The sequence below is a fragment of the Sulfuricella sp. T08 genome (assembly GCF_000971475.1).
Classification (GTDB): Bacteria; Pseudomonadota; Gammaproteobacteria; order Burkholderiales; family Sulfuricellaceae; genus Sulfuricella.
The window spans coordinates 34,232-59,730 of sequence record NZ_DF967537.1 but is presented as its reverse complement, the minus strand read 5'-3'; the positions used below and the strand labels follow the sequence as shown (position 1 = coordinate 59,730).

General features: G+C 58.3%; 21 protein-coding genes. 12 read left to right on the top strand and 9 right to left on the bottom strand.

The window, feature by feature from the left end; all coding sequences use genetic code 11:
• Positions 1-125: 125 nt before the first annotated feature.
• From SCT_RS09015 to flgL, 12 genes are all read left to right on the top strand, one after another.
• Positions 126-1,943, top strand: coding sequence for a GGDEF domain-containing protein (locus SCT_RS09015; protein ID WP_059421907.1), 1,818 nt, complete (start codon positions 126-128; stop codon positions 1,941-1,943).
• Between the two features lie 174 nt (positions 1,944-2,117).
• Positions 2,118-2,522, top strand: coding sequence for a flagellar basal body rod protein FlgB (gene flgB, locus SCT_RS09010; RefSeq protein ID WP_059421905.1), 405 nt, complete (start codon positions 2,118-2,120; stop codon positions 2,520-2,522).
• A 39-nt stretch (positions 2,523-2,561) separates the two neighbouring features.
• Positions 2,562-2,972, top strand: a complete 411-nt coding sequence (gene flgC / locus SCT_RS09005) for a flagellar basal body rod protein FlgC (protein WP_059421903.1) — start codon at positions 2,562-2,564, stop codon at positions 2,970-2,972.
• 13 nt (positions 2,973-2,985) lie between these two features.
• The gene (locus SCT_RS09000; RefSeq protein WP_059421902.1) at positions 2,986-3,639 is read left to right on the top strand and encodes a flagellar hook assembly protein FlgD; all 654 of its coding nucleotides are present in this window, start codon (positions 2,986-2,988) and stop codon (positions 3,637-3,639) included.
• 13 nt (positions 3,640-3,652) lie between these two features.
• Entirely contained in the window at positions 3,653-4,948 is a 1,296-nt protein-coding gene (gene flgE, locus SCT_RS08995) for a flagellar hook protein FlgE (protein WP_059421901.1), read from the top strand.
• A gap of 166 nt (positions 4,949-5,114) precedes the next feature.
• Positions 5,115-5,858 carry a flagellar basal-body rod protein FlgF gene (gene flgF, locus SCT_RS08990; RefSeq protein ID WP_059421899.1) on the top strand — a complete coding sequence of 248 codons (744 nt, stop codon included), beginning with the start codon at positions 5,115-5,117 and terminating at the stop codon, positions 5,856-5,858.
• A 12-nt stretch (positions 5,859-5,870) separates the two neighbouring features.
• Positions 5,871-6,653, top strand: coding sequence for a flagellar basal-body rod protein FlgG (gene flgG, locus SCT_RS08985; protein WP_059421896.1), 783 nt, complete (start codon positions 5,871-5,873; stop codon positions 6,651-6,653).
• Positions 6,654-6,677: 24 nt separating this feature from the next.
• On the top strand, positions 6,678-7,400 hold the full coding sequence (locus SCT_RS08980) for a flagellar basal body L-ring protein FlgH (RefSeq protein WP_059421893.1): 723 nt from the start codon (positions 6,678-6,680) through the stop codon (positions 7,398-7,400).
• Between the two features lie 385 nt (positions 7,401-7,785).
• Positions 7,786-8,889: a flagellar basal body P-ring protein FlgI gene (locus SCT_RS08975; RefSeq protein WP_059421891.1), complete on the top strand. Its 1,104-nt coding sequence runs from the start codon at positions 7,786-7,788 to the stop codon at positions 8,887-8,889.
• An 8-nt stretch (positions 8,890-8,897) separates the two neighbouring features.
• Entirely contained in the window at positions 8,898-9,824 is a 927-nt protein-coding gene (flgJ, locus tag SCT_RS08970; protein WP_059421888.1) for a flagellar assembly peptidoglycan hydrolase FlgJ, read from the top strand.
• Between the two features lie 92 nt (positions 9,825-9,916).
• Positions 9,917-11,869: a flagellar hook-associated protein FlgK gene (gene flgK / locus SCT_RS08965; protein WP_059421882.1), complete on the top strand. Its 1,953-nt coding sequence runs from the start codon at positions 9,917-9,919 to the stop codon at positions 11,867-11,869.
• Positions 11,870-11,879: 10 nt separating this feature from the next.
• Entirely contained in the window at positions 11,880-13,091 is a 1,212-nt protein-coding gene (flgL, locus tag SCT_RS08960; RefSeq protein ID WP_059421879.1) for a flagellar hook-associated protein FlgL, read from the top strand.
• Between the two features lie 9 nt (positions 13,092-13,100).
• Here flgL and serB read toward each other — a convergent pair whose 3' ends face one another.
• From serB to SCT_RS08915, 9 genes are all read right to left on the bottom strand, one after another.
• Complete coding sequence (gene serB / locus SCT_RS08955) at positions 13,101-13,760, bottom strand: phosphoserine phosphatase SerB (RefSeq protein WP_059421878.1); 660 nt, start codon at positions 13,758-13,760, stop codon at positions 13,101-13,103.
• Entirely contained in the window at positions 13,760-15,001 is a 1,242-nt protein-coding gene (locus SCT_RS08950) for a DUF1015 domain-containing protein (RefSeq protein WP_059421876.1), read from the bottom strand. Before SCT_RS08950 ends, serB begins: the two co-directional genes overlap by 1 nt.
• A gap of 169 nt (positions 15,002-15,170) precedes the next feature.
• The gene (locus SCT_RS08945) at positions 15,171-16,376 is read right to left on the bottom strand and encodes an ABC transporter permease (protein WP_059421874.1); all 1,206 of its coding nucleotides are present in this window, start codon (positions 16,374-16,376) and stop codon (positions 15,171-15,173) included.
• Positions 16,376-17,092 (bottom strand): ABC transporter ATP-binding protein, encoded by a 717-nt coding sequence (locus SCT_RS08940; protein WP_059421872.1) that lies wholly within the window; start codon positions 17,090-17,092, stop codon positions 16,376-16,378. The genes SCT_RS08945 and SCT_RS08940 overlap by 1 nt, the downstream gene beginning before the upstream one ends.
• Positions 17,093-17,094: 2 nt before the next feature.
• Positions 17,095-18,372 (bottom strand): efflux RND transporter periplasmic adaptor subunit, encoded by a 1,278-nt coding sequence (locus SCT_RS08935; protein ID WP_059421870.1) that lies wholly within the window; start codon positions 18,370-18,372, stop codon positions 17,095-17,097.
• Positions 18,369-19,805: an efflux transporter outer membrane subunit gene (locus SCT_RS08930; protein ID WP_088178651.1), complete on the bottom strand. Its 1,437-nt coding sequence runs from the start codon at positions 19,803-19,805 to the stop codon at positions 18,369-18,371. Before SCT_RS08930 ends, SCT_RS08935 begins: the two co-directional genes overlap by 4 nt.
• Before the next feature lie 32 nt (positions 19,806-19,837).
• A complete protein-coding gene (locus tag SCT_RS08925) occupies positions 19,838-21,223 on the bottom strand; it encodes an efflux transporter outer membrane subunit (protein ID WP_059421868.1) in 1,386 nt (461 codons plus the stop codon).
• Positions 21,216-24,341, bottom strand: a complete 3,126-nt coding sequence (locus SCT_RS08920) for an efflux RND transporter permease subunit (RefSeq protein ID WP_059421866.1) — start codon at positions 24,339-24,341, stop codon at positions 21,216-21,218. Before SCT_RS08920 ends, SCT_RS08925 begins: the two co-directional genes overlap by 8 nt.
• 9 nt (positions 24,342-24,350) lie before the next feature.
• Entirely contained in the window at positions 24,351-25,487 is a 1,137-nt protein-coding gene (locus tag SCT_RS08915; protein ID WP_059421864.1) for an efflux RND transporter periplasmic adaptor subunit, read from the bottom strand.
• Positions 25,488-25,499: the final 12 nt, after the last annotated feature.

Sequence of the window (25,499 nt, the reverse complement as noted above, 5' to 3'; positions counted from 1 at the left end):
CGTTAAGCGCCGCGGCCATACCTAAAAAAGGTATGGATTGAAGCGTGATGTGGCGAGTGCTATGATCCATTGATCAGGTTTCCATCGAGTTGGAGCCTTCAAGTGACCTCAATAATCCTACTCACATGCCGACATTTACCAATCCTACCGATATCGCACGCGAAACCCTGAAGCTTCTTTCCGTTCGGCGCCTTTTGCCGACGCCCGAAAACTACCAGAAAATTTACGATGAAACCTCCGGCAAGCCTTCCGGGGTTGGGAATCAGGGTGCGGACCAGGCGCTACAGAAAATACTGCAAGGGTTGGCCAAAAAAAATCCCGCATTGAGCAAGACATTGGCGCTGATCGACAAGGCTATTGGAGAGCGCGATTGGAAAGAATTTGAATCCGGGATGTCCGCCTTGGTCGGTCAGTCGGGTGGCGAGGAGGCGTCCTGGGCGAATCTGATCAGGGAGTTGCTGAAGCAATGGGATCTCAAGCAAAGTGGGCTTCCCATAGCCAGAAAGAAAGAAGGCGTGGAGCGGGTGTTGATCAATTTCGCCTCGGACTCCAGAAATCTGCACAAAAAACTGCAAGCGTTGGTAAATGCCTGGGCGAAAAATCCGGCTGGCCAGGCAGGTGTGCAAATGGACGAGAGTACATCGGTTTCTGAAGAGAGTGTTCCGGTGCTGGAAGTGCAAGTTTCAACTCCGGTTGTCGGGGTGAAGGCCTTGTCTGTAAGCGCAGATGCGCTGTCGAAGGATAATTTCAGACTATTGCGGGAAATGTTGGCCAAAACTCTGGAAATTGGCATCGTTCCACATTTGACGCAGTTCCCCGAGTTGGCTGGTGAGGCTAACAAATTGGCGGTTATGGTACGTGCTGCGGAAGGCCCTGATGCATTGGAAAAACTGTCCAAGTCACTCAAGCAGTACTGGGTCAAGCTTGAGCTGCGCGGTGAATCCGATGCGGTAATCATGGATGGACTGTTGAAACTTTTGAAGCTGCTGGTGGACAATATCAGCGAGCTTTCTCTGGATGATCAGTGGTTGCATGGCCAGATTGCCGTGGTGCAGGAGATTATTTCTCAACCACTGAATCCACGCGTCATTTACGATGTCGAGCGTAGCTTCAAGGAGTTGATCTACAAGCAGGGAGCGCTTAAGCAGGGGCTGAACGATGCAAAGACGACGCTAAAACATATGGTGACGTCATTTATTGGCCGGTTGGGTGAAATGTCTTCCAGCACGTCTGAATACAATAAAAGAATCGAGGGTTATTCCGAGCAGATTAGCAAGACAGATGATATCAACCAGTTGAACCGGATCCTTGAGAACTTGATGAGCGATACCAAGGGGATGCAGGTTGATATGCAGCGATCGCGCGACGAGATGGAAGAAACTCGCAAGCAGGTGGAGGCTTCCGAGAACAAGATCAAGGAGCTGGAGGCCGAACTGGATAAAACCACCAGTCTGGTGCAAGAAGATTTTCTGACTGGCACACTCAACCGGCGCGGCATGGAAGATGCCTTCCAGCGCGAGTTTGCACGTTCCGAAAGAACCCATACACCGCTTTGCGTGGCACTGTTCGATATCGATTATTTCAAGCGTCTCAACGACACCTACGGCCACGATGCTGGGGACGATGCGCTGATTCATTTGGTGCGTGTGGTCAAGGAAACCTTGCGGCCGACGGACGTAATTGCGCGTTTCGGCGGTGAGGAGTTCGTCATCATTCTGCCGGAGACTGGCGTCGAGGAAGGGACGAAGACCATGATGCGGCTGCAGCGGGAGTTGACCAAGAAATTTTTTCTGCACAAGAACGAGAAGGTATTGATCACTTTCAGTGCTGGCATTGCATTGCGCCAGCCGGATGAGTCGGCTGATGCCATCATCTCACGCGCCGATCAGGCGCTCTACAAGGCAAAGGCAGCGGGCCGTAACCGGGTGTTTGCCGCCGAGTAGTTCCCCCTTGCCGGACAATCTTGCCGAAGGCGGCAATTCTTGCCGCCTTCGAATCGTCCGCTTTCATTTCAAATCTGTCCGGTCCACTTTGCCAGGGCTTTGTTCCTGACCATCTAGTGTTGGCACGTTTTATGCTTTTAACCGATTGAGTGAATTCGATTCGGAGAATGGCAAGTGATCAACGGCATTAACAATGGCTTCAAGTTCATGGAGGATGCGCTGAACCTGCGTGCGTACCGGCAGCAAGTGCTGGCATCCAACATCGCCAATGCGGATACTCCTAATTACAAAGCACGGGACATCGATTTCTCCAAGGAATTGCAGCGCGCCCAAGGCGTGCAGGTGGGGAACCTTGACCTGAGCGCGACCTCATCCCGGCACTTGCAGGCTTCCGTCGGGACATTGAATGCACAAGCGCTTTATCGTGCCGCCGTGCAACCCAGTATCGATGGGAATACCGTGGATATGGATGTGGAGCGGGCCCAGTTCGCCGATAACGCCATCCACTACCAGTTTGCAGTGGAATATCTGCGTGATGGGTTCAGAAAAATGCAATCTGCAATATCTGCAGGTGCGTGATGAATTCAGAGAAAAATAGTCTGCGGTTCGAGGTGAATAATGTCCTTATCTAATGTGTTCAGTATCGCGGGTTCTGCCATGACGGCGCAATCTCAGCGCCTCAATGCGGTGGCGAGCAATCTCGCCAATGCGGACAGTGCAACCAGTTCGACCGGCCAACCCTATCGGGCAAAGCAGGTCGTGTTTAGCGCGATGCCGCTTGGCGGAAGCGGCTCCGGAAGTGCCGGCGTGAAAGTGGCGGGGGTGATCGAGGACCCATCGCCAATGAAGCGCATGTACGACCCGAAACATCCACTGGCGGACGCCCAGGGTTTTGTCACCATGCCCAATGTCAATGTGGTGGAGGAAATGGTCAACATGATCTCGGCCTCGCGCTCTTACCAGAATAATGCGGACATGATGAATACAGCGAAGACGCTGCTGATGAAAACCCTGACCTTGGGTCAATAAGGAGTAAAGAACCATGAGCACAGTTGATGCGGTAACGAGCGGAACCAGTGGTGCAACGACCACAACCAAAAGCGCTGCTCAGGAATCTGAAGATCGATTTCTCAAGCTGCTGGTTACCCAGATGAAAAACCAGGATCCACTTAACCCTCTGGATAATGCCCAGGTGACCTCGCAAATGGCGCAACTGAGCACGGTTAGCGGGATCGAGAAGTTGAATACGTCGTTGCAGGCAATGTCGAGTTCCTTTGCGGCTAGCCAGTCACTACAGGCTGCTGGCATGATCGGACGTAGCGTGCTGGCGCCCGGTTCCAGCTTGCTGTTGCAAGGTGGCGCGGCTGCCGGTGGTTTCAATCTGGCGCAGTCTGTGGATCATGCCGTGGTCACGATTAAGGGCGCGGCGGGCAACACGCTGCACAGCGTGGATTTGGGCGCGCAGCAAGCGGGGAATGTGATGTTCCAGTGGGACGGGATGACGGATAGCGGTGCCAATGCGGCCAACGGGACGTATACCTTTGAAGTGAGTGCGTCTCAGGGCGGTCAGAAGGTGGATGCAGTGAACCTGGCCCTCGGCAGGGTGGGCAGTGTTTCCCTGGGTGCTTCAGGGGTGATGCTCAACACCGATGTGCTGGGTAGTCTGGATGTTGCCACAGTTAAGCAGATTTTTTAGGCGGGAGTAAATCATGAGCTTTCAACAGGGATTAAGTGGACTGAACGCGGCTTCCAAGAGCCTGGATGTCATCGGCAATAACGTGGCCAATACCAACACGGTTGGCTATAAGCAATCTCGTGCCGAATTCTCGGATGTTTATGCGGCATCCTTGTCGGGCGCGGGCTCCTCGAATATCGGCTTGGGCACCCAGGTGTCGACGGTGACGCAGCAGTTTACCCAGGGAAACATCACCGCCAGCAACAACCCCATGGACGTGGCCATTAATGGCCGGGGTTTTTTCCGCATGAGCCAGGGCGGGGCAATCAGCTATACCCGCAATGGCCAGTTTCAAATGGACAAGAACAATTATATTGTTGACGCTCGCGGACTCCAGCTCACGGGTTTTGCGTTGAATGCCACAACAGGTGTTCTCGACACCAGCACCCCGGTGCCTATACAGCTTAACACCGGTGATCAGCCTCCTCTTGCGACCGGAGCTGCTACCACCGCCCCAGGTGTGCTCGCTCAACTAAACCTGGATTCGCGCAATCCCATTATTGCAACCGCCTTCAACTATCAGGATCCCACCACTTTTAATCAGTCCACCTCGTTGGCGATTTATGACTCGCAAGGTAATCCGTATAGCCAAACTCTGTATTTCAAAAAATCAGCTACAAATATTTGGGACGTTTATAGCACCGTTACAAATCCTCAGGGGAACACCATTAGCGTTCCGGCTCCGACGACACCAATTACTACGCTGACATTTGGCACCAATGGTACGCTTACATCTTCTTCATTGGGCGCGGGGAGTCTGACTGTACTGGCTGCGCCTGGGGCCGGTTCGCCAGCTAACTTTATTACACTGTCTGGCGCGAATATTGTCTTTCCGGTCAGCTTTTCCGGCACTAGCCAGTATGGTGCGAGTTTCGGGGTGAATGCGCTCAGTCAAGACGGCTACTCTTCAGGCAAATTGACCGGCACCTCGATTAGTCCGGATGGCTTTATCAAAGGCCGGTATACCAATGGACAGACGAAGACTCTGGGGCAGGTCACTGTAACTAATTTCCAGAATCCACAGGGCTTGCAACCCCTGGGAAACAACCAGTGGGGTGAGACCTCCTCTTCGGGTAACGCGGTTCCCGTGGCCGGCGTGCCTGGGTCGGGGAGTCTGGGGGTGTTGCAGTCTTCCGCAGTGGAAGACTCCAATGTTGACCTGACGGCGGAACTGGTAAACATGATCACCGCTCAGCGGGTTTACCAGGCCAACGCCCAGACGATTAAAACCCAGGATTCCATTATGCAGACCCTGGTTAATCTCAGGTAATAAAAACAGTCCTTAGTGCTGGGTTAAAAGTCCTGAGTAAAATCATTCAGGACTCAGGACTCAGGACTCAGGACTCAGGACTCAGGACTCAGGACTCAGGACTCAGGACTCAGGACTCAGGACTCAGGACTCAGGACTCAGGACTCGTAACCAGGACTAAAAAAACATGGATCGTCTGATCTACATCGCGATGAATGGCGCCAAGCACACCATGCACCAGCAGGCGCAGGTGGCGCACAACCTGGCGAATGCCTCCACCACCGGCTACAAGGCTGAAGCCAATTCATTCCGCGCCTTGCCGGTGCTGGGCGAAGGTGCGCAGACGCGAACCTTCGTCGTGGATTCGACCATTGGGGCGGATTTTTCAACGGGCACGATCCAGAACACCGATCGTGACCTGGACATTGCGGTGCAGGGCAAGGGCTGGATTGCGGTGCAGTCAGCGGATGGCAGCGAGGCTTATACCCGCAACGGCAGTTTGCTGGTTGGCGCCAATGGCTTGCTGCAAACCCGCAATGGTCTGACGGTAATGGGTGACGGCGGCCCGCTGGCAGTGCCGCCAGATGCGGAAGTAACGATTGCCAAGGATGGCACTGTCTCGATCATTCCGATGGGGCAAGCCCCCAATACCGTTGCGACGGTCGGCAGAGTCAAGCTGGTCAATCCTCCGGAGGCAGATCTGGTCAAGAGTGGCGACGGCCTGTTCCGCCTGAATAGCGGCATGCCAGCACCGGCGGATGCCAACGTGGTATTGGCCCAGAAGGCGCTCGAAACCAGCAATGTCAATGCGGTCGATGCGCTGGTCGGCATGATCAGCCTGGCACGTCAGTACGACATGCAGGTGAAGCTGCTGCAAAACGCGGAGAGCAACTCGCAAAAAGCCAACCAAATTATGAATCTGAATGCATAAGGATAAACAACCATGATACGCTCCCTGTGGATTGCCAAAACCGGCCTGGATGCCCAGCAAACCAATATCGACGTGATCTCCAACAACTTGGCGAACGTCAGCACCAATGGCTTCAAGCGGGCACGACCGGTGTTCGAGGATTTGCTTTACCAGACATTGCGTCAGCCGGGAGCCCAGTCTTCGCAGCAGACGCAGCTGCCCACCGGTTTGCAGTTGGGTACCGGTGTGCGCCCGGTGGCTGTGGAAAAGATACACACCCAGGGTAGCCTCCAACAGACCGGCAACAGTCTGGACGTGGCCATCAATGGTAAAGGATTCCTCCAGATACTGATGCCTGATGGAACCACCGCCTATACCCGTGATGGTTCGTTTCAGGTCGACAGCCAAGGGCAGATGGTGACCTCCAGCGGGTATCCGTTGCAACCCGCGATTACCATTCCCTCGAATGCAATCAGTGTGACTATAGGCAAGGATGGCACCGTGACCGTGTTGCAGTCGGGCTCTCCCGCACCGACACAGGTTGGTACCCTGCAATTGGCGGGCTTCATCAATCCGGCCGGCTTGCAGAGTCTCGGCGAGAATCTGTTTCAGGAAACGGCTGCTTCAGGCGCGCCGTCAGCGAATACGCCCGGTACCAACGGTTTGGGGTTTCTCAACCAGAACTATCTGGAAACTTCCAACGTCAACGTGGTGGAGGAGATGGTTAACATGATTCAGGCGCAGCGCGCTTATGAAATAAATTCCAAGGCGGTTACTGTTTCCGATCAGATGCTGCAGAAGCTGACGCAGTTGTGATGAAGATGGGAGGGAGGTGAGGTCATGAAAGCCTTAAAAATTCAATTCGGCATGATGCTGATGTTGAGCCTGACAGCTTTGGTGGGCTGTTCCACAGTGCCCTCGACCAACGTGCACCAGCCGATGAGCGTCAGACCTGCGCCTGCGCCGGAACGCGCTGCATCGGGCGGAGCGATCTACCAAGCCAGTTACTCAAGGCCCTTGTTCGAAGACCGGCGTGCCCGCAATGTTGGGGATGTGCTCACCATTAACATCGTCGAATCAACCAGCGCCAGCAAAAATGTCAGTTCTACAGCAGGGAAAACAAGTAGCGTCGCTGAAACGGCGGCTACCCCCACAATTTTTGGCTATACCCCCTCACCATCGAAACTGGGCGTTGCTGGAATTTTGGGTGGAGCGGCTAATTTTGATACTAGTGTCACGGCGTCTGGCTCCCAGAAGTTCGAGGGTAAAGGTGATTCATCCCAGAAGAATGCTTTGCTGGGAATGCTCACTGTGACGGTTATAGACGTACTGCCGAATGGTAATTTGCTGGTTAGCGGCGAGAAGCAGATGGGGATTAATGAGGGAACCGAATATGTCCGGTTCTCAGGCGTGGTGAATCCGAGCACGATTTCCTCGGCGAATGTGGTTACTTCGACTCAGGTAGCGGACGCACGGATCGAGTTTAAGGGTCGGGGTGAGATGGATTCCGCCCAAGTCATGGGCTGGATGACCAAATTTTTCCTGTCGGTGCTGCCTTTCTGATAAAACAAAACAAGCGTCTTTCACATTTGCTCTCTCCCCTGCTTGTAGGAGAGAGAGCTTCGTAGTTAAGGAATAATCCTGCTTCTATGGAGTTCTCCAGATAATCTTGCCGCAAGCGGCAATTCTTGCCGCTGCTTTTTTCCGCTCCATATTTGTAACTTCTCGTTTTGGCTGGGATTGTTCTGCGCCATGAAGCCCCGTCTTTAATCCCTATACAGGCTACTCTCAAAAGGGGCAATCCCTCTCCCCAACCCTCTCCCGCAAGCAGGAGAGGGGGTAATCATGTAAGGTGATTATTATGAATTGGCACGCTTCATGCTTGTTGGTGGTTAAGTTTAATTGTGCAGCGAGCAACAGGTTGTTGTGCTGATGGCCGGGAGTCGAAATGAAACTATCTTTAAAAATTATCGTGCTTGTGACGACAGTGCTTATTGCGCTGCCTGCCCAGGCGGAGCGCATCAAGGATTTGGCATCGATCCAGGGCGTGCGTAACAACCAGCTGATAGGCTACGGCTTGGTGGTGGGGCTGGATGGCAGTGGCGACCAGACGACCCAGACGCCATTCACAGTGCAGAGCGTCATCAGCATGCTGGGCCAACTCGGTGTGAACTTGCCTCCGGGAACCAGCTTGCAACTGAAAAATGTGGCGGCGGTGACGGTAACCTCCTCGCTTCCTCCCTTCGCCAAGCCGGGTCAGACCCTGGATATCACCGTGTCTTCCATCGGTAATGCCAAGAGCCTGCGCGGCGGCACTTTGCTGATGACGCCGTTGAAGGGTGCGGACAGCCAGGTTTATGCCATGGCGCAAGGGAATTTGCTGGTCGGCGGCGTGGGCGCCTCATCCGGTGGCAGTAGCGCTCAGGTGAACCAGTTGAGTGTTGGCCGCATCACCGATGGCGCTACAGTGGAGCGGGCCGTAGACATGCCTCTGGGGCAGGGCGACTACATTACGCTGGAGTTGAAGGATTCCGACTATACCACCGCCAGCCGGGTCGTGACCTCGATTAACCGTTCCTTCGGGGAGGGTTCTGCCAATGCAGAGAACGGCCGTGTGATCAGGGTATTGGCGCCGCGCGACATCAACCAGCGAGTTTCTTTTCTGGCGCGCATGGAAAATCTGACAGTGACTCCGGGTGAATCCCTGGCCAAGGTCATCATGAACGCACGTACCGGTTCGGTGGTGATGAACAAGTCGGTCATGGTGGAGGCTTGCGCCGTCGCACATGGTAATCTGACCGTTTCCATCTCCAGCGAACCTCAGGTTAGCCAGCCAGCTCCTTTAGCCAAGGGAGAAACGGTGGTCACCCAGCAGGCGCAGATCGAAATTAAAGCGGAAAAGGGTGGGCTGGTGATGCTGCCGCGCAGTACTTCGCTAAATGATGTCGTGAAGGCGTTGAACGCGGTAGGCGCGACACCACAGGACCTGCTCGCGATTCTTCAGGCGATGAAGGCTGCGGGAGCACTGCGCGCTGAACTAGAAGTCATTTAGGAAAAATAATGATAGGGACGCAGGACATTTCATCCCGGTTCGCGCTTGACGTCCAAAGCGTGGACAAGCTTCGCTTGCAGGTAAAACAGGATCCCGATGCCGCACTTAAGGCTGTCGCCCAGCAGTTCGAAGGTATTTTCATGAACATGATGTTGAAGAGCATGCGTGAAGCGACCCCGAAGGATGGGATGTTAGATAGCGAGCAGGGGAACCTTTATACCCAACTGTTCGACCAGCAACTGGCGCAGAAGCTGTCCACGGGCAAGGGCCTCGGCGTGGCGGATATGTTGGTAAAACAGTTGGCCCGTTCCGGACTGGTTGCTTCCAACCCCAATCTGGAAAAAGCAGCTCAGGAAAAAATAGCGCAGCCCCCGATGGTTCTGGAAAAATCCAAACAAATTGATTCGCCCAAGCCGCTGCAGCAGTGGACTGAGCGTGTGGAGAGCGCTACACCCGCCTTCAAGAACCCCAAGGAGTTTGTCGACAAGTTGTGGCCGCATGCGGTCGAAGCGGGCAAAGAACTGGGTATCCCACCCCATTTCCTGCTCGGCCAGGCGGCACTGGAGAGTGGCTGGGGAAAGCGCGCAATTCGCGGTCAGGACGGACAGGACAGTCTCAATCTGTTTGGCATTAAGGCTGGCGCGAAATGGGGCGGAGAGGTGGTGGCTGCGGCTACCACCGAATACGTTAATGGCGTGCCTCAGGCCAGGCGTGAAGGGTTTCGCGCCTACGGCTCCTATGCGGAAAGCTTTCGCGACTATGCGGCGCTGTTACGAAACAATCCGCGCTATCAGGGAGCGTTTGGGCAGGATATAGATGCGGCAGGTTTTGCCCGTGTGATGCAGCAGGCGGGTTACGCGACTGACCCGATGTATGCCAGCAAACTTGCGCGCGTGGTAAACAGCGAAACCATGCGGCAGGCATTGGCTGGATAGTCTCAAGTTTTGCTGGTTTTTGCCGATAATTAAACAATTGGTTCCACCTGAAAAGCCGCTTTCGAGGTGGCAGGGCGGAAAGGAGATGGCAGATGAGTACCTTTTCAATCGGTGTAAGTGCATTGTCGACAGCCCAGGCAGGCTTGCTGACGACCGAACACAATATCAGTAACGTAAACACCGCAGGCTTTCATCGCCAGGAGATCGTCCAGAGCACCAATATCCCACAATATACCGGCATCGGCTTCCTCGGTCAGGGCGTGCATGTGGATACAGTAAAACGCATTTACAGCCAAATGCTGGACGGTCAGCTGATGCAGGCGCAAACCCAGTCCAGCCAGCTGGAATCCTACTACGCTCAGATCAAACAGCTGGATAATATGCTTGCCGATCCCAGCGCCGGGGTGTCTCCGGCATTGCAGGAGTTCTTCAATGGCGTACATGATGTGGCGACCAGCCCGGCCTCGATTCCGTCACGCCAGGCGATGCTAAGTGGTGCCCAGACGATGGTTGCTCGTTTCCAGGCCATTAACCAGCGCTTCACGGAGATCCGCGATGGCGTGAATAGCGAGGTAAGGAGCAGCGTTGGAGTCGTCAATTCCTATGCTCAGCAGATTGCCAACCTCAACCAGCAAATCGGGATTGCTCAGGGCGCGGCGGGTAGCCAACAACCGGCTAATGATCTGCTGGATCAGCGTGACCAGTTGATCGGGGAGCTTAACAAGATTATCAAGGTGTCGACGGTCAAGCAGAACGACGGCAGTTTGAATGTCTTTATTGGGAATGGGCAGACTCTGGTTCTCGGCGCACAGTCTTTTACCATGGGGGCAGCCCCTTCTCTGGAAGATCCGGAGAGGTTGGACGTAGGAGTGAGTTATGGTGGGAGCACCATTCTGCTCCCCAAGGGAAGCCTGACGGGCGGCACTTTAGGGGGGCTGCTGGCGTTTCGCGATGAGACGCTGGATTCTGCCCAGAATGCATTGGGACGAACTGCAATCGGACTTGCGCAGACATTCAATGATCAGCACCGACTTGGCATGGACCTGCAAGGTCAGCCGGGTGGATATTTTTTCAATGTGACAGGTTCGACGGGTGTGTCAGGGCAGAATGCGGTTCCCTATGCCAAGGTGGTTCCCAACACCAATAACAATGCCGCTTCCGGCAATCCGACCGTGACGCTGAGCAATGTTGCCAGCGTGACGACGAGTGACTACCGTCTCAGCTACAGTGCTGCGGGTTATTCATTAACCCGGCTTTCTGACAATGCCTCGCTGTTTTCCGGCGCTGCTCTGCCGCAGACGGCAGATGGTCTGTCCATCGTCGCGCCAGGGGTCGTGACGGCAGGAGATAGCTGGCTGTTGCAGCCCACTCGTAATGGAGCAAGGGATATTGGCGTAGCGATAAGCGATACGGCAAAAATTGCCGCAGCCGCTCCAATCATGACCTCAGCTACGCTGGGTAATATTGGTTCGGGCACGATCAGTGCCGGCAGCGTAAACTTGCCGCCCCCTCCCAACGCCAATCTGCTAGATAACGTCAGGATCGCATTCATCGATGCGACCCACTTTAGCGTGACCGACAACACAACCTCTACCGTGCTTGCGGCCAGTGTCGTGTACAACCCCGTTTCTGGCGCTACGCTGACCTATAATGGCTGGACGACGCAGCTGAACGGCACCCCGGCAACGGGCGATACGTTCATTGTCGGAACCAACGCCGGTGGTGTGTCCGACAACCGCAATTCCCTGCTGTTGGCGGGTTTGCAAACTCAAAATACCCTTGCCGGTGGGACAACGACTTACCAGGGGGCTTACAGCCAGCTAGTCAGCTTCGTGGGCAACAAGACTCGTGAGGTCGAGGTGACGGCCAAGGCACAGACAAACTTGGTGTCGCAAACTCAGCAGGCGCAGCAGGCCATGTCCGGTGTCAATCTCGATGAGGAAGCGGCAAATCTGATGCGTTACCAGCAGGCTTATCAGGCCGCTGGAAAAATGCTGCAGATTTCCACTAGTTTGTTTGATGTTTTGCTCGGCCTGGGTAAATAAGGGGTGAATCATGCGCATCAGCACTAATACAATATACGATCTGGGTGTCGCTGGCATTCAGCAGTCGACCTCCGATTTGATCAAGACCCAGCAACAGGTTTCTTCCGGCCGTCGGATTTTGTCTCCTTCAGATGATCCGGTGGCATCCGCACGAGTGCTTGATCTTTCACAATCGCAATCGCTTAACAAGCAGTACGACACCAATGCGGGATCGGCAACCAGCAGCCTTGGCCTGGAAGAAAGCATGCTGAGCAGCGTTGGCAACCTGATCCAGGATGTGCGGACTTCCGCGCTCCAGGCGGCCAATGCGTCCTTGAATGACCAGGACCGTGCCAGTATCGCGACTGATCTGCGTAGTCGCTATCAGGAGCTGCTTGGGTTGGCGAACAGCACAGATGGCAATGGCCAGTATATGTTCTCAGGCTACAAAGGGATAACCAAGCCGTTTGTGGAAACCTCGTTGGGCAATGTGACCTATCAGGGGGATCAGGGGCAGCGCCTGATCCAGATCAGCCCGTCACGGCAGATGGCGGTGAGCGATTCCGGCGCGGATGTTTTTCAGCGCATCAAGAACGGGAATGGCACGATCACAAGCGTAGCGGCAGCGGTAAATACCGGCACAGGCATCATTGATCCGGCGACGGTGACCAACCTGGCAGATACCAATCTGCGTCAGCCTGTTACCATTACTTTCACCAGCCCTACCACTTTTGACGTTTCCAGTCCGTCATCCGCCCCTCCCATAGCTTTAGTAGGTGTGCCCTATACGTCAGGTTCGACGATCAGCTACAACGGCTGGAGCATGAACATCAAGGGAACTCCGGTGTCGGGAGATGCCTTCGCTGTGCAGCCCAGTACCAATGTGGATATGTTCAAGACACTCGGTGACTTGATTACCCAGCTCGAAACTCCTGTTCAGGGTAGTGCAGGGGCCTCTGCCAAGCTCAACAATGGCATCAATACGGCCATACAGAATTTTGACCAGTCGCTGCAAAATATCCTGACAGTGCGGGCCTCGGTTGGTGCGCGCATGAAGGAAGTTGATTCGGTTAAAAGCACGGGCGAGGATTTGCAGTTGCAGTACCAGCAGACCATTTCAAGCTTGCAGGATCTGGATTACGCCAAGGCGATTACCGATCTGACACGCCAGCAGACTATGCTGGAAGCGGCACAGAAGTCTTTCACGAAAGTTCAGGGTCTCTCCCTGTTCAGTTATATGTAGGTGTCTTTGTTACGACGCGGAGAACAGCTTAAGTACTCCATCCAGGCCAGGGTTTTCCAGCGCGTAATGAGTCTGTGACTTGACCACGGGTTTTGCGCAATAGGCGATGCCAATTCCAGCAGCAGCCAGCATTTTCAGGTCGTTGGCACCATCGCCGATGGCGATAGTCTGTTCCTTCGTTAATCCAAGCTTTATTCGAATTTTGTCCAGGCACTCAGCCTTGCCCTGGCCGTCGAGAATCTTGCCCGAAATCCTTCCGGTCAGCTTACCATCCCTGATTTCAACTTGGTTTGATACCGCGTAATCGAGTCCCAGCCGGATTTTCAGTCGCTCTGTAAAAAAATTGAAGCCACCGGAAATGAGCAGGGTTTTAATGCCCAGACGCTTGAGCTCGGCGATCAACTGTTCCGCGCCGGGGCTGAGACTCACCCACTCGTCGTAGACGCGCTGCAATATGCTTTGATCCAGGCCCTTGAACAGCGCAACACGACGGGTCAGGCTCTCGCTGAAGTCGATCTCGCCTCGCATGGCGGCTGCCGTGATCGGTGCCACCTGTTCCCTGATGCCGGCGAGGTCGGCGATTTCATCCAGAGTCTCCACCGTGATCAGGGTGGAATCCATGTCCAAGGCCACCAAGCCGAATTCGGCGAGGCGGCGTTTCTCCGGCATCAATCCAGTACGTGCGATACCAGTCCGTCAGCCAGCTTGGGCTCGAACCAGGTGGATTTGGGCGGCATCACCTCGCCCGCATCGGCGACCGCCATCAGGTCTTCCATGCGGGTTGCGAACAGGGCGAAGGCTGCGGCCATTTCTCCGCTGTCGACGCGTTTTTCCAGTTCCTCCAAGCCACGGATGCCACCGACGAAGTCGATGCGCTTGTCGCGGCGCGGGTCGTTGATGCCGAGCACCGGCGCGATAAGGTGATTCTGCAGCAGGCTGACATCGAGGCGGCCGACTGGATCACTTTGCGGAATCAAGTCGGTGCGTATTTCCAGGCGGTACCACTGGCCGGGCAGATAGAGACCGAACTCATTGGGTTTCGCCGGCTTGACCTGAGAGGCGCTCGCCTGCACCGAGAACTGTTCGCTAATGCGCTTGAGAAATGCGTCCTTGTCCAGGCCATTCAGGTCGATGACGACACGGTTGTAGTCCATGATTTTCATCTGGTGATGGGGGAAGATCACGGACAGGAAATAGTTGTAGCTTTCCTCGCCGCTGTGCTGCGGGTTGGCGGTCTTGCGGGCGGCGCAGACGCGCGAGGCAGCAGCCGAGCGGTGGTGGCCGTCGGCGATGTAAATCGCAGGCATGGCGTCGAAGGCGGCAGAAAGTCTGGCCAGCGTTGCGCTGTCGCGTATCACCCAGATTGTATGGCGGATAACGTCGTCGGCAGTCACGTCGGCATCCGGCGCGGCGGATGCGGCGAGCGCCAGGATCTCGTCCACTTCCGGCGCATTGGGGTAGGCCAGCAGCACCGGGCCGGTCTGGGCATTCAGCGCGTCGATCTGGCGTACTCGGTCGTCTTCCTTGTCGGGCCGGGTGAATTCGTGCTTGCGGATGCGGTTGGTGTCGTAATCCGCTACCGAAGCAGCTGCGACCAGGCCGATCTGGCTGTGGCCGCCCATGATCAGGCGGTAGGCGTAATAGCAGGGCGCAGTGTCGCGCGCCAGTATGCCTTCAGCCAGCATTTTTTTCAGGTTCTCTGCTGCCTTGGCGTAGACCTCGGGTGCATAAGGATTGGTGCCCGCCGGCAGATCGATTTCCGGCTTGGAAATGTGCAGGAAGCTCCACGGATGGCCTTCGGCACGCACCCGCGCCTCGTCGGTGGAAAGTACGTCGTAAGGTGGGGCTGCGACATCGGTGGCGCGGGATGGGGCGGGTCTGAGACCTGTAAAGGGGCGGATCAGGTGCATGAAGAATTCCTTGGTTTTTTAATCCGCCTATTTTAACCGCCATTGACGTCGTCAACTATAAAAAAGCGCGGTAATGCAACTTTATGGGGCTATGCTGCCAAGAAAGAACGCTGGTATATACTTGACCAGAGAACTGTATAAATATTCGTCATTGCCCGTATTTGTAATGCTATTCATGTCGTAGTGCCTCGATCGGATCCAGTTGCGCCGCCTTCTTAGCTGGGAAATAGCCAAACACCAGCCCCACCGCCGCGGAGAAGACAAACGCAATGACGACGATGCCAGCATTGAACACGAACGGCACGTTCAACACCGAGGCCAGTCCCACCGAGGCAGCTAGCGCCAGCACGATGCCCACCAGTCCGCCGAAGGACGACAGCACCGCCGCCTCAACCAGAAATTGCAGCAGGACTTCGCGTTCCAGCGCGCCGATGGCGAGCCGGATGCCGATCTCGCGCGTGCGTTCGGTGACTGACACCAGCATGATGTTCATGATGCCGATGCCGCCTACCAGCAGGCTCACCGCCGCCACCGCACCGAGCAGGGCGGTGAGCACCTGGGTGGTGGCGGTGAGCATTTTGGTGATTTCCTTCATGTCCATGACGTTGAAGTTGTTCTCCTCGTTCTCGGACAGATGGCGCCGTTCACGCATCAGGTGCTCGATATCCTGCTGTACACGGGTAGTGGACACGCCATCGCGCACCGATACCTGGATGATGTTGACGTCCTGGTTGCCGGCGATGCGGCGCTGGAAGGCGCGCAGCGGGATGATGACCAGGTCGTCCTGATCGGTGCCCATGGTGGACTGGCCCTTGGACTCCAGGAGGCCGATCACTTCACAGGCGATTTTCTGCAGGCGGATGCGCGCCCCGATCGGATCCTGGTTACCGAATAGCTTCTGCCGCACGGTCTGCCCGATCACACACGCTGCCGCGCCCGCGCGTTGTTCGCTGTCCGTGAACAGCCGACCGGACTTGGCCACCCAGTTGCGCGCCTTGAAGTAGTCGTCGGTGCTGCCGGTGATCTGGGTGGACCAGTTGGCGTTGCCGTATACCACCGTCATGGAACGCGAGGTCGTCGGCGCTACAGCCACCAGTTGCGGAATGTCGCGCGCCAGCGCAACCGTATCATCCACGCTGAATGGTGCAGCGCCCACAGTCTGCCCCGGGCCCATACGTTTGCCAGGGCTGATGATGAGCAGATTGCTGCCGAGGCTGGCGATCTGCTGGGTCACCTGCACGGTCGCACCGCCGCCCAGGGTTACCATGATGATGACCGCGGCCACCCCTATGACGATGCCGAGGATGGTGAGGAAAGAACGCAGCACATTGCGCCGGATCTCGCGCATGGCTAGTAACAAAGCATTCCAGAGCATCACGCACCCCCTTCGTGTTGGATCTCGTGCTCGGGTACGACCAGGCCGTCGCGGAAATGCACGGTGCGCCGGGCATAGGCCGCCATGTCCGGCTCGTGGGTGACCATGACGATGGTGATGCCCTGATCAAAGTTGAGCCGGGTGAGGATGTCCATGATCTCCTGACTGCGCGCGGTATCCAGGTTGCCCGTCGGCTCGTCGGCGAGCAGTACGGCAGGTTGGGTGACGATGGCGCGGGCGATGGCTACGCGCTGCTGCTGGCCGCCGGACAGTTCGCCCGGGGTGTGATGCTCCCAGCCACTCAAGCCCACCGCCGCCAGCGCCTCCTGGGCACGCTGGTGACGCACTTCGACTGGGTCACCGCGATAGATAAGCGGCAGTTCGACGTTTTCCAGTGCCGTGGTGCGATTGAGCAGGTTATAACCCTGGAATATGAAGCCCAGGTAATGACGCCGCAATATTGCGCGCTGGTCGCGGCTGAGGCTGCCCACCGTCACACCCTGGAACAAATAGCTGCCGGTAGTAGGCGTGTCGAGGCAGCCGAGGATGTTCATGCAGGTGCTCTTACCCGAGCCGGAGGGACCCATCACAGCGACGAACTCGCCGGACTGAATGACGAGGTCGACGCCGCGCAGCGCCTGCATCGCCGCCGTGCCACGGCCGAAGGTCTTGGTGACCTGGCGCAGTTCGATGACGGGAACGCTGGTGGTGTCCATGGTTACTTATTCGCTTCAATCACATCCACCACCACCGCCATGCCTGGTTCGAACTTGCCTTCCTTAACCTCGGTCATGATGCCGTCGGTCATGCCGATCTTGAGCATCACCTTTTCCGGCTTGCCATCGCGCAGCACCCACACGTGGGGCTGCTTGTCCTCGGCGCTATCCGCTGCTTTGGGCGCTGAACTGGGGGGGCGCGGTAGCATGCTGCTAACCAGACCGCCCCCACCCTTGGGTTTGGGTGCGGCTTGCGGCGGTGTGAAGCGCAGTGCGGCGTTGGCCACAAGTAGAACGTCCTTGGCCTGCTGCACCGTGATGTTGGCGGTGCCGGTCATACCCGGCCGCAGCAGCAGATCGGTATTGTTCACCTTGAGCACGGTTTCATAAGTGACCACACCGGCCACGGTCTTGGAACCGAATCGCACCTGGGTGATGCGCGCCGGAAAGCTGCGGTCGGGATAGGCATCGACGGTGAAGGTCGCCGTCTGGGCTTCGCGCACCTTGCCCACATCGGCCTCATCCACGTCCACGTGCAGTTCCATTTGCGTCAGGTCTTCGGCCAAGGTGAACAGCACCGGGGTCTGGAACGTGGCGGCGACGGTCTGGCCAGGTTCGGCGGCGCGCTTCAATACCACGCCCTTGATCGGCGAGCGGATCACGGCCTTGGCAAGATCAGTGCGCTGTGCTTCCAGGGTGGCTTCCGCCTGGGCGACGGTGGCACGGGCATTGGCCTCGTCGGCGATGGCGCGGTCGAGGTTGGCCTTTGCCGTATCCATCTCGGCTTTCGACGGCACTTTGCCGCCGCTGGCATCCTGTACCTGCACCAGCCGCGCCAGTTTGGCCTTCGCCTCGCTGACGGTCGCCTGGGTTTGCAGCACGCGGGCACGTGCGGCTTCTGTTGATGCGGCTGTTTGCTTCACCTGCGCTTCCAGCTTGGTGGTCTCGATTTTCGCCAGCACCTGGCCGCGAGTGACTTGGTCGTTGTAATCGACTTCTACTGTCTTGATGGTGCCGGAAATTTCACTACCCACGTCCACCTGGTTGGTGGGCTGGAGCGTACCGGTGGCGGAAACCATCACGGTGAGGCCGCCGCGTTTGATTTCCTGTGTCTGGTACTGTACCAGGCCACTGGATTGACGGCCGAACCAGAACAACGCCAAAAGCACGACGGCCAGGGCGATACCACCCCAGACCAAGTAGGGTTTCAGTCGCGAAGTTACTTTGGACTGTCGGTCGAGGCCGAGTGTTTTGGCCACATCGTTGGCGGGGGTGCTCATGATTTTTCTCCTGAGGATTCGATGCTCCAGCCGCCGCCCAAGGCTTTAAAAAGGCGTGCCAGGTTGGAGGTGACTGCGGCCTCGCTCAGGCTCAACTGGTCTTGCAGGGATAAGAGCGAGCGCTGGGTATCCAGCACCGTCAGAAAGTCAATCAGGCCGGCGGCATACTGGCTGGCGGCAAGCCCCGCCGCACTTTGTGCCGATTGCACGGCGTCTTTCAGTGCGGCGCGTCGGTTCAGCTCCTCGGCGTAGGCGACCAGCGCGTTTTCCACATCGCGCAATGCCCCGAGCACGGCCGACTCGTAGCGAATCAACGCCTGCTCCTGTAAGGCGTTCTGCACTTCGATGTTCTGCCGGATGCGTCCGGCATCGAACAGCACCCAGCCGGCATTGGCTGCGACGGAGAACATGCGAGCGCTGGCCTGCAACAGGTTGGTGCTGGAAAGCGCTTGCAGGCCGAGGGTGCCGGAAAGCGAGAAATTGGGATACAAGGCGGCGGTCGCCGCGCCCACCTGTGCGGTCGCTGCCGCCAACTGGCGCTCGGCGCGGCGCAGATCCGGACGGTTGCGCAGGGTGTCGGCGGGGATGCCCACGGCCACTTCGGTTGGTGTTTGCGGAATCGCCGTCGTTGTCTCCAGTTCCGCGAGTTCGCCGGCCTTGCGTCCCAGCAGTACGGCGAGCCGGTTTTTGGACTGTTCCAGTCCCGTTTGCAACACGGGAAGCTGGGCGCGGGTCTGTTCCAGATTGAGCCGGGCCTGATCCTCGTCCAGTTGCGTGGTGAGACCAGCCTCATAACGCCAGCGGGCGATCTGCCAGGTTTCCCTCTGGCTGGCGAGATTGGATAGTGCAATGGCTAGCCGCGCCTGATAGGCGCGCACCTCGACATAATTCAGTGCCACTTCCGCCAGCAGGCTCACCTGCACATCGCGCAGGTCTTCTTGGGAAGCCTCAAGGTTAGCTGTGGCCGCCTCCAAGGCGCGGCGCTTGCCGCCAAAGACGTCGAGCTCCCAGCTGGCATCGAACTGCGCGGACCAAGTCTCGTTGACGTTGCCGCCGCCGAAGCCCATTTCCTCGCTGGAACGGCTGCGATTGGCGCCGGCAGCGGCATTCAAGGTTGGAAAACGGTCGGCTGCGGATACCCCGCGGCGGGCGCGCGCCTCGCGTAGTCGCGCCTGCGCCAGTTTCAGGTCCAGGTTGTTGGCCGTCGCTTGCTCGATCAGCCGCGACAGCTGCGGGTCGTCGAGACCGTTCCACCACTGGGCGAGTTGCGCAGCTTCGGGTGAGACGGATTTCAAGCCGCCTTTCATGGCGCTGTGCCAAGCCGCCGGGACAGATGCTTCGGGCTTCCGATAGTCGGGCCCGACCGCGCAGCCGGCGAGCAGCAACGCCAGTGCCATGCCAGCCAGCTTCGTCGTTTCTGTCATGTCAAACATGCTCACCGTTTTCCTCTCCCACTCCAGTCATTTCACAGCCCACCGCCGCCCAGAGCCTTGTAAAGCTGGGCGGCAGCGGTGAGCCATGCGTGCCGGGTTTGCACCGTGGCTTGCTGGGCGGAAAAGGATTCACGCTGCGCATCCAGCACTTCGAGGTGGCTGGTGACACCTGCCTTGTAGCGGGCTTCCGCCAGGCGCAGGCGCTCGTTCTGGGCCTTTTCTGCAGCCTGCTGCGCGCGCAGTTGCTCAACCAGATAGGTACGGGCTGAGAGGAGGTCGGCGACTTCGCGGAAAGCCTGCTGGATGGCCTTCTCGTACTCGGCCACGGCGATGACCTTGCGGGCCTCGGCGAGATCCACCCCGGCGGCGCTGCGGCCGCCATCGAACAGCGGCAGGCGCAACGCCGGCTGGAAATTCCAGCTCTCGCTGCCGCCTCCGAATAGCCCTGAAAGCGCGCTGCTCGCCGTCCCCAGGCCGGCGGTCAGGCTAATGCGCGGCAGGAAAGCAGCGCGTGCGGCACCGATGTTGGCATTGGCGGCAATCAGTCTTTTTTCCGCAGCCAGCACGTCAGGGCGCTGGAGCAGTACTTCCGCAGGCAGGTCCGCGGCTAGGTCGGCAACGATGTCCTGATTCAGTAGCGTTCGTCCCTCGGGCAGGCTGGACGGTTGCTGGCCGACGAGCAGCACCAGCGCATTCGCGGCGGCGGCCTGCTGGCGTTGCAGGCTGGCGAGCTCCGCGCGCACTAGCTCCAGTGCGCCATCCGCCTGCAGGTAGTCGAGGTCGCCAGCCAGCCCCACTTCCCGCCGGTGGCCGATCATAGTGCGGGTTTCCTCGCGGCTCTTCACGGTTTCTTGTGCAAGCCGTGTGCGCTCGTCCATCTCCAGCAGGCTGAAATAGGCGTTGGCGACCTCGGAAATGAGCGACAGGCGCAGGGCGCGCTGGGCCTCCTCGGTGGCAAGGAAGCTAGACAGTGCTGCTTCATCCAGACTTTTTACCCGGCCCCAGAAATCCAGCTCGAAAGACAGCATGGAGAGCCCGATGTCGTAGCGACGGGTGGTATTTGCTTTTCCGGTGGAGGAGAGGTCGCCCGGCGTGCGCACCGATTGCCCCCCGGCGGCGGCATCGACGCCGGGCAACCGGTCGGCGCGAGTGATGCCATGGAGGGCGCGGGCTTCTTCGACGCGCGCGGCGGCGATGCGCATATCGCGGTTGTGTTCGAGAGCAGCCGCGATCAGGGCTTGCAGCCTTTGGTCGGGGAAGAAGCTGCGCCAGTCGATTTCGGCTGCCTTGCGCACGCCGTCCGGCTGGGCAGTTTGCGGCCATTGTGCGGCAACCGGCGGCTCGGGCCGCTGGTAATCGGGCATCAGCGAACAGCCTGCCAAAGCGGTGCCCAGGGCGATGATGAGTGACTTATACATGATCGTTCTCCTCGTGTCGGCGGGCATGGCCGGGGAAGATCTTTCGCACCACGACGAAAAACACCGGCACCAGGAATATTGCCAGGAAGGTGGCCGCGAGCATGCCGCCGATTACGCCGGTTCCGATGGCGTGACGACTGTTGGCCCCGGCCCCGGTTGAAATCGCCAGTGGCAGCACGCCCAGAATGAAGGCGAAGGAGGTCATCAGGATCGGCCTGAAACGCAGTCGGCAGGCCTCCAGAGTGGCCTCGACCAGCCCCATGCCTTTCTCCTGCAAGTCACGGGCGAACTCGATGATCAGAATGGCGTTCTTGCTGGATAGTCCGATGATGGCGATTAGGCCCACCTTGAAATAGACGTCGTTGGGCAAGCCGCGCAACGTTACCGCCAGGGTTGCGCCGAAGATCCCCAGTGGTACTACCAGAAGCACGGCAAAGGGAATCGACCAGCTTTCATACAGCGCGGCCAGCGCGAGGAAAACCACCAGCAGCGACAGTGCAAACAGGAAGGGTGCCTGGCTGCCGGAGAGTTTCTCCTCGAACGAGGTGCCGGACCACTCGAAGCCGAATCCTGGAGGCAGATTTTTGGCCAGTTCCTCCATGGTCTGCATCGCCTCGCCGGTGCTGTGACCGGGCGCCGGGTTACCGGCGATTTTCATGGCGGGCAGCCCGTTGAAACGATCCAGCTTGGGTGAACCGACGATCCAGCGGGGCGTGACCAGTTCGGCCAGCGGCACCATTCCCCCCGCCTTGTTCTTGACCGACAGACGCAGGAGCATTTCCGGCGTGGTGCGCAAATCTGCCTCGGCTTGCATCTGCACCCGCAATATCCGGCCTTGGCGCTCAAAGTCGTTGATGTAGGCGACCCCCAGGGTGGATTGCAGAGTTTCGTTGAGGTCGGCAATGGAAACGCCGAGGGTCTCAGCTTTGCGCCGGTCGATGTCTAGCAACAGCTGCGGTCCTGCCTCCTGACCTTCCGGCCGCACACCGGCCAGGTTATGATTCTGCCCGGCCAGCCCCAGCGCCATGTTGCGCGCTTCCAGCAATTTTTCGCGGCCGAGACCGGCGCGGTCCTGCAGGCGAAAGTCGAAGCCGCCGGTGGAGGCGAGTTCAGGAATGGGTGGCGGGTTAACCGCAAAAATCATCGCCTGCTTGATCTGGAATAGCGCCATGTTGGCGCGCTGCACCAGCGCCGTGGAGGAATGCTCCAGGCCCTTGCGCTCATCCCAGTCCTTGAGCCGCACGAAAGCGAGGGCTGCGTTCTGGCCACGACCAAAGAAGGAGAAGCCGACCACACCGATGACTTTGGCCACTTCCGGCTGCTTGAGGTAATACTGCTCGACTTGGGTGAGCACCTCGATGGTGCGTTCCTGCGAGGCACCCGGTGGCAGTTGTACCATGTTGATGAAATAGCCCTGGTCTTCGTCGGGCAGGAAACTGCCGGGCAGGTGCATGAACAGCCAGCCGGTGGCGCCGATGATGGCGGCGTAAAGCACCAGGTAGCGCCCGGTTTTTCCGATCGCGCGTGCGACCCAGGATTGATAGCCCTGAGTGGTGCGGTCGAAAAAGCGGTTGAACCAGCCGAAGAAGCCCTTGCTGGGCCGATATTCCTTGCCCGGTTCGTGCTTGAGCAGCGTGGCGCACAGGGCTGGCGTCAGCGTCAGCGCCATCAGGGCCGAGAACAGCATGGTGAGGATCAGGGTGACGGCAAACTGGCGGTAGATCACGCCAACCGAGCCGCCGAAAAAAATCATCGGCGCGAATACCGCCGACAACACCAGGGTGATGCCGACGATGGCATTGAAGATCTGGTCCATCGCCTTACGCGCCGCTTCCCGAGGCGCCAGCCCTTCCGAACGCATGATGCGCTCCACTGCCTCCACCACCACGATGGCATCGTCCACCACAATACCGATGGCCAGCACCATGGCGAACAGGGTAAGCACGTTGATCGAGTAGCCGAAGACATACAGTCCGGCCAAGGCGCCCGTCAGGGCGACCGGCACGACGATGGTGGGAATCAGGGTGGCGCGGAAATTCTCCAGGAACAGAAACATCACCAGGAATACCAGCACCACCGCCTGTACCAGGGTCAGCAACACCTCCTTGATGGAAATGTCGACGAAGCGGGAGGTGTCGTAGGGCACGTCCCAGCTCACGCCCTTGGGAAAGTAGGGTGCCATCTCAGCCATTTTTGCGCGCACCGCCTTGACCACATCCAGCGCGTTGCCGTTGGGCGCCACACGGATGGCGATGGCTGCGGCCGGCTGTCCGTTGAGGCGGGCGAAGATGTTGTAGTCCTGCGAACCCAGTTCCACCCGGGCAACGTCCTTAACCCGCACGGCTGAGCCGTCCGGCTGGGTACGGACGAGAATATTGCCGAACTCCTCGGGCGTCGACAACCTGCTACGCGTGACGATTACCGCGTTCAGTTGCTGGCCGGCTGCCGCAGGAGCCTGTCCAAGCTCGCCGGTGGCGAGTTCCACGTTCTGGGCGCGCACCGCACGGGTCACGTCGGCGGGCGATAGATTGTAGGCATGGAGCTTTTCCGGCTGGAGCCACAGGCGCATCGAATACTCGGTCCCGAACAGAAGGGCTTCGCCCACGCCCTTGACGCGCCGTAGCGGGTCGAGCACGCTGGCGGCGGCGAAACTGCCGAGGTCGACGGCCTTCAGGCTGTTGTCCGGCGAATGCAGGGCGACGAACATCACATAGTTGCGCGATGGCTTGGTCACTGGCACGCCCACCCGACGCACGTCATCGGGCAGGCGCGCTTCGATGCGCTTGTAGCGGTTTTGCGCTTCCACCGAGGCGATGTCGATGTTGGTGCCGGGCTCGAAGGTCAGGGTTACCGTGCCTGTGCCCAGTTCCGAAGCCGACTCCATGTAGAGCAGGTGTTCGATGCCGTTCATTTCCTGTTCGATCAGGGCCGTGACCGTATCTTCGACCACCTTGGCCGATGCGCCCGGGTAGATGATGTTGAAGGCGATCGAAGGGGGGGCAACCGCGGGATACTGGGACAGCGGCAGACCCCTGATGGCGAGGCCTCCGGCGAGCATGATCACCAGGGCGATCACCCAGGCGAAGACCGGACGGTCGATGAAGAATTTGGCGAACATGGCGAACCCCTATCTCTTTTCACCCGCCGGCAGCTGCGCGGCAGGGGAGGTGTTCGGATTCCACGGAACGGGCTTTACCGGTGTGCCGGGGCGCGCTTTTTGCAGGCCGTTGACGATCACCTGTTCGCCGCCTTTCAGGCCTTCGGCGATGATGAAATCGCCGCCGCTCATGCCGCCGGTTTTCACCGGCCTGGGCGCGGCCTTGCCTTCGTGATCCACGATCATGACAAGCTGTCCCTGGGGACTCGGCTGCACGGCGCGCTGGGGCACCCGGATGGCCTGATTGAGCTGGGCTTCCGGGAAGCGGATGCGTACAAAGGCGCCGGGCAGCAATTCATGTCCGGTATTGGGAAACACGGCGCGCAGAGAAACACTGCCGGTTGCCGGATCGACGGCAAGGTCCGAGAACAGCAGCTTTCCCGGTTGCGGATAGATACTGCCGTCTTCCAGTATCAATTCCACCGTGGCTTGTTCCGCCGCCTTGAGTTTGCCCGCCTTCATGGCCTGCCGGAGTCGCAGCAGATCGGCGCCGGGCTGGGTAAAGTTGGCATAGATGGGGTCAACCTGCTCGATGGTGGCCAGATGCGTCGCCGTGCCCTTGCTCACCAGCGCCCCCTCGGTTACCAGTGCGCGACCGATGCGGCCGGAAATGGGTGCCGGCACGGTGGTGTTTTCCTGATCGATGCGAGCGCGTGTCAGAGCCACTTCCGCCTGCTTTACCTTGGCCTCGGCCAGATCGACTTCCTGTTGGCTCACCGCCTTGATTTCGAGCAGGGGCCGGTAGCGATCCAGCGTCAGGCGGGCGACGGCCAGATCCGCCTTGGCCGCATCGAAAGACGCCAGGTAGTTGCGTGGGTCGATGCGAAACAAGGCGGCTCCTTCCTTGACATCGGTGCCTTCGGCAAACAGGCGCTTCTCCAGAATGCCGTCCACCTGCGCCCGCACCTGCGCGGTGCGAAATGCCTGCAACCGGCCAGGCAATTCTTGGGTGAGAGTGGCCGAACCCGGCGTGACGGTGACGACATCGACTTCCGGCGGCGGCATGGCCGGACTACCGGGGCCAGAAGCGGTTTTTTTGTCGCCCTCACCACCGCAACCCGCAAGCGCGGCTGTCAGCAGAAGCATCAACGGGAAAATTCGGTTCATGTTCGGTTCCTT